Here is a 12,169-nt window from a genome sequence, read left to right as displayed (position 1 = left end):
GTTGATACGAAAACTGGTTGTACTGCTGCTGATCGGTCTGTTCTCGGCGGCGTTGCTGTTGGGCTATGGCGCGTGGAAATACGACGCGGCCCTGAAGCAGCCCTTGAACCTGACCCAGGAGCAATTGCTCGACGTACCGGCTGGGGCGACCCCGACCGGCACGTTCAATCGTCTGGAAGCGGACGGCGTGCTGGATGGCGCCTTCTGGTTGCGCCTGTACTGGCGTTTCAACCTCGACGGCCAGCCGCTGCACAGCGGCGAATACCGCATGACCCCTGGCATGACGGCGCAAGGCCTGATCGGCCTGTGGCAGCGTGGCGAAGTGGTGCAATACAGCCTGACGCTGGTGGAAGGCTGGAACTTCCGCCAGGTGCGTTCGGCGCTGGCCAAGCATGAAAAGATCGTGCAGACCCTCGCAGGCCTGAGCGACACGGAGGTGATGGACAAGCTCGGTCACCCCGGCGTGTTTCCCGAAGGGCGGTTCTTCCCGGATACCTATCGCTTCGTGCGTGGGATGACCGACGTCGAATTCCTGAAAAAAGCCTACAACCGTCTGGATGATGTACTCGCCCAGGAGTGGAGCAAGCGTGCGGCCGATGCGCCGTACACCGACCCTTATCAAGCGTTGATCATGGCCTCCCTGGTGGAGAAAGAGACGGGCGTGCCTGAAGAGCGTGGGCAGATCGCCGGCGTCTTTGTGCGTCGCCTGAAGATCGGCATGCTGTTGCAGACCGACCCGACGGTGATCTACGGCCTGGGCGAGCGCTACAACGGCAAGTTGAGCCGCGCCCACCTCAAGGAAGCCAACCCTTACAACACCTATATGGTCGCCGGCTTGCCGCCGACGCCCATCGCCATGGTCGGTCGCGAGGCGATCCATGCCGCGCTGAACCCGGTGCCGGGCAGCAGCCTGTATTTCGTCGCACGAGGCGACGGCAGCCATATTTTCTCTGATGACCTGGATGCGCATAATGCCGCCGTGCGCGAGTTCCAGCTCAAGCGCCGCGCCGATTACCGCTCCAGCCCGGCGCCAGTGGTGAAGCCTGCGGAAGATGCAACGCCGCCGGCCGATGTGCCCGTTGAAAAGCCGGCCGAGTCTGCGCCAGATGTTGAAGCGCCGCAAAACCCGCAATAATTCTGACTAAGGACTGCCTGTGACTGGCTTGTTTATTACCCTGGAAGGCCCTGAAGGCGCCGGCAAAAGCACCAACCGCGATTACCTGGCTGAGCGCTTGCGCAGCGAAGGGATCGAAGTGGTGCTGACCCGCGAGCCCGGTGGCACGCCGCTGGCCGAGCGTATCCGCGAGGTACTGCTGGCGCCGGGTGAAGAGCAGATGAACCCGGACACCGAGCTGCTGCTGGTGTTCGCTGCCCGTGCCCAGCACCTGGCCGAGGTGATTCGCCCCGCCCTGGCGCGCGGTGCCGTGGTGATCTGCGACCGGTTTACCGATTCCACCTATGCCTACCAGGGCGGTGGTCGGGGCCTGTCCCTGGAGCGCATCGCCACGCTCGAAACCTTCGTTCAAGGCGACCTGCGTCCTGACCTGACCCTGGTCTTTGACCTGCCGGTGGAAGTGGGCCTGGCCCGCGCCAGCGCCCGTGGTCGCCTGGATCGTTTCGAGCTGGAAGGCCAGGCCTTCTTCGACGCCGTACGCACCGCGTTCCTCAAGCGCGCTGCGGCCGAGCCTGCGCGCTACTACTTGCTGGACGCCGCCCAACCGCTGGCCCAGGTGCAACACGCCATCGACGCGCTGTTGCCGACCCTGCTGGAGCGCGCCCGTGGCTGAAGCCTACCCGTGGCAGGACAGTCTGTGGCAACAACTGGCTGGCCGTGCCCAGCACGCCCACGCCTACCTGTTGCATGGTCCGGTTGGGATCGGCAAGCGTGACCTTGCCGAACGCCTCATGGCCAGCCTGCTGTGCCAGCGCCCGGTCAACCTGGAAGCCTGCGACGAGTGTAAGTCCTGCCTGTTGCTCAAGGCTGGCAGCCACCCGGACAACTACGTGCTGGAGCCCGAGGAAGCCGACAAGGCGATCAAGGTCGACCAAGTGCGCGACCTCGTCAGCTTCGTGGTGCAGACCGCGCAGATGGGCGGGCGCAAGGTTGTGTTGATCGAGCCGGTGGAGGCGATGAACGTCAACGCCGCCAACGCCTTGCTCAAGAGCCTGGAAGAGCCGTCCGGCGATACCGTGTTGTTGCTGGTCAGCCATCAGTCCAGCCGTTTGTTGCCGACCATCCGCAGCCGTTGCGTGCAGCAGGCGTGCCCACTGCCGAGCGAGGCCATGAGCCTCGAATGGCTCGCGCAGGCGTTGCCGGAGTGCAGCGCGGATGAACGGGTCGAACTGCTGACCCTGGCGGCCGGCTCACCCTTGGCGGCGGTGAAGCTGCACGCCCAGGGCGTGCGTGAGCAACGCGCGCTGGTGGTGGAGGGCGTGAAGAAACTCATCAAGCAGGAAGTCTCCGCCACCCAGCTGGCCGAAACTGCCTGGAAGGACATTCCTCTGTTGTTGCTGTTCGATTGGTTCTGCGACTGGTCAAGCCTGATCCTGCGCTACCAGCTGACCCAGGATGAAAATGGCCTGGGCCTGCCGGACATGCGCAAAGTGGTGCAGTACCTGGCGCAGAAAAGTGCCCAGGACAAAGTGCTGACGATCCAGGACTGGATCCTCGCCCAGCGCCAGAAGGTGCTCGGCAAGGCCAACCTTAACCGCGTGCTGTTGCTTGAGGCGCTGCTGGTGCAATGGGTCGGCTTGCTTGGCCGCCGTTAATTTCCGTGGCCGACAGGTGTATCGTCGGCCAGACATTTTTCGTGATTTAAGTTGTAGATCCCTATGCTCGTAGATTCCCATTGCCACCTCGACCGCCTCGACCTGGCCCAGCACGGCGGCTCCCTTGATGCCGCCCTCGAAGCTGCACGCCAGCGCGGAGTAGGGCACTTCCTGTGCATCGGCGTCAGCGCGGAAAACGCGGCCGACGTCAAGGCCCTGGCTGATCGCTACGCCGATGTGGATTGCTCGGTGGGCATTCATCCGCTGGACCTCAAGCCCGGTGAAGCCCCAGCACTTGATTGGCTGCTGACTGAACTCAATCACCCACGCGTGGTGGCTATCGGCGAAACCGGCCTGGATTACCACTACGAGCCCGAAGCGGCGCAGGTGCAGCAGGCTTCGTTCCGCCTGCACCTGCAAGCCGCCCAGCAGACCGGCAAACCAGTGATCGTCCATACCCGTGGCGCTCGCGCCGACACCCTGACCCTGCTGCGCGAAGCCGCGCTGCCCCAGGCCGGCGTGTTGCATTGCTTCACTGAAGATTGGGATATGGCCAAGGCGGCCCTGGACCTGGGGTTCTACATCTCCCTGTCGGGCATCGTCACCTTCCGCAACGCCGACGCCCTGCGTGACGTCGCACGCCAGGTGCCAGCCGACCGCCTGCTGGTGGAAACCGACTCGCCGTACCTGGCGCCCATCCCCCATCGCGGCAAGCCGAACCTGCCCGAATATGTGCGCGATGTGGCGGATTACCTGGCGATGTTGCGCGGCGAGTCCTACGAGCGGTTTGCCGAGCAGACCACCGAGAACTTCAAGCGCCTGTTTCCGTTGGCTCACGTCGCTGGCTGACGCGGCCAAATCCCAGGCAAAAAAAACCCGGGTTCTGGGGGGTGAATCCGGGCTAAGACCATTAGGAGTAAAACAAGGGTACGCGGTCCGTTGGTACCCAGGTCGGCGCGTCACTTGGGGGAGATGTCACGCCGACAGTTCAAGTATTGATCAGTATCCGATTCAGTCCAGTCGCGACTGGTCGTTTTTTAAACAGATTTGGAATACGCGCGCTTCGCTTGAGTTCTCATTGGGTAGGCGTACGGCGGCAGTTGTTGCGTATTATTTCTGACTGAGATCCATGAAAACGTTGGCGCACTGAAAGTAAAGTGCGTTTCGGGTTCACATAGGCATTGCCCAGCGACCGTTCAGTCGGGATAATCCCTCGCACCGGGTAAATCGTATCGCCGCGTATCCGTGGCCCTGCGTAACCCTCCCTATTTTGACCTTTGCAGACCTCTTCCTCATGCACAAAGAACCCCGTAAGGTCCGTGAGTTTCGCCGCCGTGAGCAGGAAATTCTCGACACCGCACTCAAACTGTTCCTCGAACAGGGTGAAGACAGCGTCACCGTCGAGATGATCGCGGATGCCGTGGGTATCGGCAAAGGCACGATTTACAAGCACTTCAAGTCCAAGGCCGAGATCTATCTGCGCCTGATGCTCGACTACGAGCGTGACTTGAACGAGCTGCTGCATTCGGCCGATGTGGACAAGGACAAGGAAGCGCTGTCCCGCGCCTACTTCGAGTTCCGCATGCGCGACCCGCAGCGCTATCGCCTATTCGACCGCCTGGAAGAGAAGGTGGTCAAGGGCCATCAGGTGCCGGAGATGGTCGAGGAACTGCACAAGATTCGTGCGTCGAACTTCGAACGCCTGACCCTGTTGATCAAGGGCCGCATCAGCGAAGGCAAGCTCGAAGACGTACCGCCGTATTTCCACTACTGCGCCGCCTGGGCGTTGGTGCATGGCGCCGTGGCGCTGTATCACTCGCCGTTCTGGAGCAATGTGCTGGAAGATCAGGAAGGGTTCTTCCAGTTCCTGATGGACATCGGTGTGCGCATGGGCAACAAGCGCAAGCACAGCACCGAGCAGCCGCCGCTGGAATCGCCTTCCACATAATGATTTGCTGCCACGCGTAGTACCCCAGGAATATACTCAGGCAAGGACTCTTGCTAAAAGCTGATTTATCAGTCAGCTTTTAGCGCGCCCGAATCATCCTCTGCCGGAGTGATCCATGATCGTTGATCGTCAAGGCAGGCGTTTTCGCAATTTGCGGATCAGCCTGACCTCAGCCTGCAATTACGCGTGTACCTACTGCGTGCCTAACGGCAAGCGGCTGGTGGCTGCCCAGGACGAACTCTCGGCCGAGGCCATGGCCCGTGGCGTGGCTTACCTGATCGAAGCCGCCGGCATCGACCGCCTGCGCATCACCGGCGGCGAACCGCTGGTCAGCCCCAAGCTGGAAGCCTTCATGGGCGCCGTCGGGCAGATGGGCCTCAGTGACATCAGCCTGACCACCAATGGCCAACTGCTGGCGCGCAAACTGCCGCTGCTGGTGGACGCCGGGATCAAGCGCATCAACGTCTCCCTCGATACCCTGGATGCGGACGCCTTCCGCAGCATCGCCCGTGGCGGCGACCTGGCCACCGTGCTCGACGGCATGGACCAGGCCCGCGCCGCCGGAATCAAGATCAAGGTCAACATGGTGCCATTGCGCGGCCAGAACCTCGACCAGGTGATGCCGCTGCTTGAGTACTGCCTGGAGCGGGGTTATGAACTGCGCTTTATCGAGTTGATGCGCATGGGCCACCTGGCCAAGGACTCCAACGCGTTTCTGCAGCAGTTTGTCAGCCTGCAACAACTGCTCGGCCTGATCGGCGAACAGCATGAGTACCTGCAAGCCAGTGCGCCCATTGACGCGACGGCGGTGCGTTATGAAATACCCGGCAAGGGCTATTTCGGAGTCATTGCCAACGAAAGCGTGCCGTTCTGCCGGACCTGCTCGCGGTTGCGGTTGTCGTCCACGGGTTGGTTACATGGTTGCCTGTCGTCGAGTAACCGCCACTATGTCGGCGACCTGTTGGACAAACCCCGCCATCAAGCGTTGCCGGCGCTGCAGGGCCTGTTGATGAAGGCGTTGGGCGACAAACAGGAAGTCGCCTTCTCCGGTGGCGCGACCATTATGAAGATTATTGGCGGCTGAGGCCGAGCTGCAAGCTACAAGCTTGAGGCTTGAGGCTTGCAGCTGCCCCCCTGGCCCAGAACCTGCATCTCACGCCCATTCGCCGGTTTTCCGTCACCGGCTTCTGGAGGATTAGGATGCGTAGTCTGGTTTTGTTGCTGGCGTCGTTGACGCTGAGTGGTTGCATGACCGTCAGCGATATGGCCGAAGGCACCCGCTATCAGATGAGCGATGCCGGTTTGCTGGATCACAGCGATACCCGTCGCACCGCCTCGGTTCGCATACAGCCGGATTCTTTCGTATTTATCGCCCAAGGCGCCTTTGTGCCGCCGGGCAGCGCTTATCCGCGTCCAAACGTGGTGGCCGAAGAAGCCTTCAACGGTTTCATCGAGTATTTCCCCATGGTGCGTCGCGCCCGTCAGCCGGAAGGTCTGGAGCAGGCAATGTCCGAAGCCCGTGCGGCCGGCGCTCACTACCTGCTGTACTGCCGTTTCGCCAAGGCTGATGACCGTATCGGCAATGCCGATGAATGGGCGGATCAGGAAGCCCTCGACCGTGTCGGGTTGGACAGCGGCGTCATCCAGATCATGTTGATCGAGACCAGCACCCAGTATTTGATTGATACTGCACGTATTCGCAGTCGTGGCGGTTTACTGACGTTCCACGACAACAAGCCAGAAGATCTGATTGCCCGCCCGCTGCGCCAGTACGCTCGCAGTCTGTTGGGCATGAGTGATCAATAAGCACCAGGAGAACCCCATGACCGATTCCGCCAAGGCCAACGATCTGTTGGCCCAACTGCCCAAAGGCAAGGGGCCGGCGCCGGTACATCTGTGGAATCCGGACTTCTGCGGCAACATCGACATGCGCATCGCCCGCGACGGTACCTGGTTCTACCAGGGCACACCGATCGGACGTAAGCCGATGGTCAAACTGTTCTCCAACATCATCCGTCGTGATGGCGATGATTACTTCCTGGTCACTCCCGTGGAAAAGGTCGGCATCAGCGTCGATGATGCGCCGTTCGTGGCGGTAACGCTTGAGGTCGAAGGGCAGGGCGAAGGCCAGTTGCTGCGCTTTACCACCAACGTGGATGATCAGATCGAAGCGGGCCTTGAACACCCCTTGCGGGTGGTGATCGACCCAATCACCCAGGAACCTGCGCCCTATCTGCGGGTGCGCACCAACCTCGAAGCCCTGGTGCACCGCAACGCGTTCTACCAATTGGTGGAGCTGGCGGTGAGCCGTCCGATCAACGGTCAGAACTGGCTGGGCGTCTGGAGCGGCGGCGAGTTTTTCCGTATCGGCCTGGAACCCTGAGGCCGATTTTTTCATCTCCCTGAAATAATTCGCTTGCTGCAAACGACCGCTTTCGGTTATCAATTTGTACATGATTAGACATGTTCGATTTGATAAGAAAAAACGCGTCGTCGACGAGCTCATCCGCCGTATCGAGGGTGGGGTGATGGCCGACGGTTTCCTGCTGCCGGGCGAGCACCAACTGGCCGAAGAGTTTGCGGTCAGCCGTGGCACCCTGCGCGAAGCCCTCGCCGAGCTCAAGCGACGTAACTACATCGCGACCCAGAGCGGCGTCGGCTCCATCGTCACCTTTGACGGCATGGTGCTCGACCAACGCAGCGGTTGGGCCCAGGCCCTGGCTGACACAGGCGCGCGAGTGAACACCGACATCCTGCGCCTGGAAGCGGTGACCCGTCCCGACCTGTTCAGCCGTTTCGGCAGCGACCAATTCATTGCCCTTGATCGCCGTCGCCGCACCACCGACGGCACGGCGGTCTCGCTGGAACGCTCGTTGATGCCCGCATCTGGAGGCCTGGAAAGCCTGCCTAAAGTCGGCCTGATCGATAATTCCCTGACCATCACCCTGGCCGCCTACGGTTACGTCGGCGCCGAAGGTGACCAATGGATCGGCGCCGAACCCCTCAGCGACGAAGATGCCGAATTGCTCGGCCGCCCTGCGGGCACGGTGTTTCTCAAGGCCTCACGGACCACCTACGACCGCCGTGAGCGTTTCATGGAGCATGTCGAAAGCTTGCTCGACCCGCTGCACTTTCGCTTGCACCTCCAGTTTGGAAACCCGAAATGACCCCGCACACTCGCGCCCTCGGCGCTTTCTACGGCTTGGCGTTGGGCGATGCCCTGGGCATGCCGACCCAGTCCTTGAGCCGCGAGCAGGTCCGCGCGCGTTTCGGTGCCATCACTGGCCTGGAAGACGCCGACGCCGATCAGCCGATTGCGCCGAACATGCCCGCCGGGTCCATCACCGATGACACCGAGCAGGCGATTCTGGTGGGCGAGTTGCTGGTGGAAGGGCAGGGCGTGATCGAGCCGACGGTGCTCGCCCAGCGTTTGATTGACTGGGAAGCGGTGATGCGCGCCAAGGGCTCGCAGGATTTGCTCGGCCCGTCCACCAAGCGTGCGATCGACATGATTCTCGCCGGTCACACTCCTGAAGAGTCCGGTCGTTATGGCACCACCAACGGCGCTGCGATGCGCATCACTCCGGTGGGGATCGCCGCCGATGTCAGCGACCCGGCGCGGTTTATCCAGGCGGTGATCCAGGCCTGTCAGGTCACCCATAACACCACCCTGGGGATTTCCAGCGCGGCGGCGGTGGCGGCGGTGGTCTCGGCCGGCATCAACGGCGTGGACCTGGGCGAAGCACTGAACATCGGCACCCAGATTGCCCAGCAAGCGGAAGGGCACGGTCACTGGATTGCCGGCGGACGTATTTCCACGCGCATCAGCTGGGCGCGCACCTTGAGCGTTGGCAGCGGCGACAAAGCCCTGTTCGCCGACCTGCTGTACGAATTGATCGGCACTTCCGTCGCGTCCCAGGAGTCGGTGGTGGTCTCGTTCGCCCTGGCCCAGCAAGTGGCGGTGGGCGAGTTGAACGCCTTCGAAGCACTGTGTCTGGCCGCCAGCCTTGGCGGCGACACTGACACCATTGCCGCCATTCTCGGCGCCATGCTGGGCGCGTGCCTGGGCCTGCAGTGCTGGCCTGAGGCGATGATCGAACAGGTCAAGCAGGTCAATGGCCTGGAGTTGCAGCCGCTGGTTCAAGAGCTGTTGAAAATGCGCTGAGTCAGGACGACCGGAAACACGATTCGCTTTCTACCCCTGCCACAACCACAACAATACAGGCACCAGGAGCACCCCCTCATGAGCAGCACCTCTTCCGGCCAAAGTGCCGGGCAATTGGAAACACGCGGCATCGAACCGGTCCCTGAAGGCGAGTGCAACGGGCACCCGCTGCAACTGTTCTGGGTGTGGTTCGCCGCCAACATCAGCATCCTCGGCTTGCCGCTCGGCGCCACGTTGGTGGCGTTTCGCGGCCTGGCGATCTGGCAGGCGATTATCGTCGCGATCCTCGGCGCTGCCGGTTCGTTCGCGGTGGTGGGCATCATCTCCATCGCCGGTCGTCGTGGTCGTGCGCCGAGCCTGACGCTGTCCCGCGCCATCTTCGGCGTGCGTGGCAATATCGGGCCGACGCTGGTGTCGCTGATGTCGCGCCTGGGCTGGGAAACGGTCAACACCACCACCGCTGCCTTTGTGCTGCTGTCGTTGTGCTCGATCCTGTTCGGTTCGCCGGTCGAGGCGAAAAGCGCGCCGGTGCTGACCCTGATCTTTATCGCGATCTTCGTGTTGCTGACCCTGTCGGTTTCCGGCCTGGGCCACGCCACTTTGCTGGTGATTCAGAAGTGGGCCACCTACGTCTTCGGCGCCTTGAACATCCTGGTGGGCGGCTTCCTCTGCGCCACCATCGATTGGAGCGCGGTGTTCAACGCGACCCCGGCGCCGTTGAGCGCGATGATCATCGGTGTCGGTACCATGGCTGCCGGTACGGGTATCGGTTGGGCGAATGCCGGTGCCGACATGTCGCGCTACCAGCACCGCAGCGTCACGGCTGTGCGCCTGGTGGCCTCGGCCGCGTTTGGCGCGGGTATTCCGCTGGTGTTGCTGATCACCCTCGGCGGTCTGCTGTCGGTGGGCAACAACGACCTGGCCTCGGCCACCGACCCGATCGTCGCGATCCGCGACATGCTGCCGACCTGGATGGCGGTGCCGTACCTGATCACCGCGTTTGGTGGCTTGCTGTTGTCCAACAACCTGTCGGTGTACTCGGCGGGCCTGACCACGCTGACGCTGGGGCTGAAGGTCAAGCGCGTGCATGCAGTGATCGTCGACATCGTGGCGATCTTCGCCGGCTCGATCTACTTCATGTTGATCGCCGACAGCTTCTACGGCCCGTTCATCACCTTCATCTCGTTGCTGGCCGTGCCGATTACGGCGTGGGTCGGCATCTTCGTGGTTGACCTGATCCACCGTCACTACTACAGCCCCAAGGACCTGCTGGACGTGAGCCCAAGCAGCGCCTACTGGTATCGCGGCGGTGTGGAATGGCGTGCGTTCGGCGCCTGGGCGGTGGCGATCGTACTGGGCTTCAGCTTCACCACCATCGGCACCACCGCCGAAAACATCTGGTTCGCCGGGCCTTTGTCCGACTCCTGGCTGGGCCACAATGGTCTGGGCTGGATTGTCACCTTCGTGGTGGCCGGCGGGATTTATGCAGTACTGGGTGGCGCAGCTGACCGTCGCCCGGCTTTGGTAGAGCGTCCTAATGTCTAGATTGCTGCACACAGGCCAAGTCATCGTCGATCTGGTCATGGCCCTCGATACCTTGCCTGCCACCGGCGGCGATGTGCTGGCGCAATCGGCCAGCTTTGAGGCCGGAGGGGGCTTTAATGTGATGGCGGCCGCGCGGCGCAATGGGTTGCCGGTGGTTTACCTCGGCCGTCATGGCAATGGGCGCTTTGGTGACCTGGCCCGTGCGGCAATGCAGGCCGAAGGGGTCGAAATGGCCCAGGCGCCCAGCACCGATAAAGACACGGGTTTGTGTGTATCGCTGACCGAGGCCACCACCGAGCGCACGTTCATTTCCCATCTCGGCGCTGAAGGTGACTTGAGTGCCGAGGACCTGGCGCGCGTGGTCCCGCAACCGGACGATTACGTGTATGTCAGCGGCTATAGCCTGTTGCTGGACGGCAAGGCGCAGGCATTGCTCGACTGGCTGCTGGCGCTGCCGCGAGCGATCACCGTGGTGTTCGATCCGGGCCCGTTGGTCAAGGCGCCGGATTCCGCGCTGATGGTGGCGTTGCTACCGCGTATCGATATCTGGACCAGTAATGGGCCCGAAGCCCTGGCATTCACCGGAGCGGGTGCGGTGGCGGATGCGCTGGTCGATCTCAATCGTCACCTGCCCGTGGATGCCTTGCTGGTGGTGCGGGATGGACCGAATGGTTGCTGGGTCAGCCGCAATGGCCAGGCGCAGCATGTGCCGGGGTTCAAGGTAAAGGCGGTGGACAGCAATGGCGCGGGGGATGCGCATGCGGGGGTGTTTATTGCGGGGTTGGCGAATGGCCTGGCACCCGCTCAAGCGGCACGTCGTGCCAATGCGGCAGCGGCGTTGGCGGTGACACGCTGGGGGCCGGCTACGTCACCCGGCACTGCCGAGGTCGATGCTCTACTCGCTGGCTGAATGCGGACAAAACTGTGGGAGCGGGCTTGCTCGCGAAGGCGGAGTGTCAGGCAAAGATTTGCCACTGATCCACCGCATTCGCGAGCAAGCCCGCTCCCACATTTAGTTTTGTATGAGGGCTGCTAGAGCGTTTCAGATTCCAACTTACGCGCCTCATCCACCCCCGACGCCGTCAGCTTGATCGGCAGATTCAACGCGTACTCACCGGCCGCGTCAGTGGTCACATGCCCATCCTTGATCAACCCACGGTCCTGCAGGAACGCCAAGACACTGGCCACCTCTTTTTCGCCGCGGTAGTTATCCAGCACCTCCTTGCCCAGTCCTTGCGGATGGGCGTGCAGCAGGCGGGTGAGGACTTCTTTCTCAAGGTTTCTATCGACGTTCATGCGTACCTCTTCACTGGGAAATGATCGGGTGTTCGTCTTGCGTTCGATGGATCAAGGCGCAGGTTGTTTCGGAGCACCTGGGACGTTGGAGTCATCGCCCTTGTTGATGTTGGGCTGGTTGATGGCCGGCCCCATTTTACCGTTACCGACGGCAGCCGGCGCTTGGCGCTGGGTGTCATTGCCCTGGGTGCGCGGATCGGCGCCGGGCTGGATGACCGCGCCACCGTTGGTGTCCATGCCGGTACCCATGGATTTCTGCGACTCAGTGGTGGCATTCGGCGTTGGATCGGTTGGCCCGGTGGTCGAGCTGGCGGCAAAGGTGCTCAGCGACGCAGCAGACAACAGGCCCGTGAGGGCGAGGGCAGCAAACTTGGAATTTTTCATGAGGGTGTCTCCATATGATTAATGTCCTTACCCTCTATTGGTCAGCCCGGCCTTGGTGTTCG

The 12,169-nt window shown here is 62.1% G+C and carries 14 protein-coding genes; 12 read left to right on the top strand and 2 right to left on the bottom strand.

The genetic code is table 11. The features are described 5' to 3' along the window. The first annotated feature begins 1 nt into the window (after position 1). From mltG to H096_RS20750, 12 genes are all read left to right on the top strand, one after another. On the top strand, positions 2-1,135 hold the full coding sequence (gene mltG, locus H096_RS20805; protein WP_033901266.1) for an endolytic transglycosylase MltG: 1,134 nt from the start codon (positions 2-4) through the stop codon (positions 1,133-1,135). Between the two features lie 19 nt (positions 1,136-1,154). After that, positions 1,155-1,787 (top strand): dTMP kinase, encoded by a 633-nt coding sequence (gene tmk, locus H096_RS20800; RefSeq protein WP_033901265.1) that lies wholly within the window; start codon positions 1,155-1,157, stop codon positions 1,785-1,787. Further along, positions 1,780-2,769 (top strand): DNA polymerase III subunit delta', encoded by a 990-nt coding sequence (locus H096_RS20795; protein WP_033901263.1) that lies wholly within the window; start codon positions 1,780-1,782, stop codon positions 2,767-2,769. Before tmk ends, H096_RS20795 begins: the two co-directional genes overlap by 8 nt. 63 nt (positions 2,770-2,832) lie before the next feature. Further along, positions 2,833-3,618, top strand: coding sequence for a TatD family hydrolase (locus H096_RS20790; RefSeq protein WP_033901262.1), 786 nt, complete (start codon positions 2,833-2,835; stop codon positions 3,616-3,618). Positions 3,619-4,063: 445 nt separating this feature from the next. Beyond that, positions 4,064-4,717: a TetR/AcrR family transcriptional regulator gene (locus tag H096_RS20785; RefSeq protein ID WP_016979740.1), complete on the top strand. Its 654-nt coding sequence runs from the start codon at positions 4,064-4,066 to the stop codon at positions 4,715-4,717. A gap of 115 nt (positions 4,718-4,832) precedes the next feature. Further along, positions 4,833-5,801, top strand: coding sequence for a radical SAM protein (locus H096_RS20780; RefSeq protein ID WP_033901261.1), 969 nt, complete (start codon positions 4,833-4,835; stop codon positions 5,799-5,801). Between the two features lie 116 nt (positions 5,802-5,917). Further along, positions 5,918-6,523 carry a DUF4823 domain-containing protein gene (locus tag H096_RS20775; RefSeq protein ID WP_033901260.1) on the top strand — a complete coding sequence of 202 codons (606 nt, stop codon included), beginning with the start codon at positions 5,918-5,920 and terminating at the stop codon, positions 6,521-6,523. Between the two features lie 16 nt (positions 6,524-6,539). After that, positions 6,540-7,100 carry a DUF1285 domain-containing protein gene (locus H096_RS20770; RefSeq protein WP_033901259.1) on the top strand — a complete coding sequence of 187 codons (561 nt, stop codon included), beginning with the start codon at positions 6,540-6,542 and terminating at the stop codon, positions 7,098-7,100. 70 nt (positions 7,101-7,170) lie between these two features. Beyond that, complete coding sequence (locus H096_RS20765) at positions 7,171-7,884, top strand: GntR family transcriptional regulator (protein ID WP_033901258.1); 714 nt, start codon at positions 7,171-7,173, stop codon at positions 7,882-7,884. Further along, a complete protein-coding gene (locus H096_RS20760; protein ID WP_033901257.1) occupies positions 7,881-8,882 on the top strand; it encodes an ADP-ribosylglycohydrolase family protein in 1,002 nt (333 codons plus the stop codon). Before H096_RS20765 ends, H096_RS20760 begins: the two co-directional genes overlap by 4 nt. A gap of 78 nt (positions 8,883-8,960) precedes the next feature. Then, positions 8,961-10,427 (top strand): cytosine permease, encoded by a 1,467-nt coding sequence (locus H096_RS20755; protein ID WP_033901256.1) that lies wholly within the window; start codon positions 8,961-8,963, stop codon positions 10,425-10,427. Then, positions 10,420-11,337 (top strand): PfkB family carbohydrate kinase, encoded by a 918-nt coding sequence (locus H096_RS20750; RefSeq protein ID WP_033901255.1) that lies wholly within the window; start codon positions 10,420-10,422, stop codon positions 11,335-11,337. The genes H096_RS20755 and H096_RS20750 overlap by 8 nt, the downstream gene beginning before the upstream one ends. A 122-nt stretch (positions 11,338-11,459) precedes the next feature. On the opposite strand, the gene H096_RS20745 is transcribed toward H096_RS20750, so the two are convergent. Both H096_RS20745 and H096_RS20740 read right to left on the bottom strand, forming a co-directional pair. After that, positions 11,460-11,723: a hypothetical protein gene (locus H096_RS20745; RefSeq protein WP_033901254.1), complete on the bottom strand. Its 264-nt coding sequence runs from the start codon at positions 11,721-11,723 to the stop codon at positions 11,460-11,462. Between the two features lie 51 nt (positions 11,724-11,774). Further along, positions 11,775-12,107: a hypothetical protein gene (locus H096_RS20740; RefSeq protein ID WP_033901253.1), complete on the bottom strand. Its 333-nt coding sequence runs from the start codon at positions 12,105-12,107 to the stop codon at positions 11,775-11,777. Between the last annotated feature and the right edge of the window lie 62 nt (positions 12,108-12,169).

This window comes from Pseudomonas sp. FH1 (genome assembly GCF_000510895.2).
Taxonomy (GTDB): domain Bacteria; phylum Pseudomonadota; class Gammaproteobacteria; order Pseudomonadales; family Pseudomonadaceae; genus Aquipseudomonas; species Aquipseudomonas azotoformans_A.
Note: the sequence above shows the minus strand (reverse complement) of the source record. Positions and strands in the feature narration are given on the sequence as shown.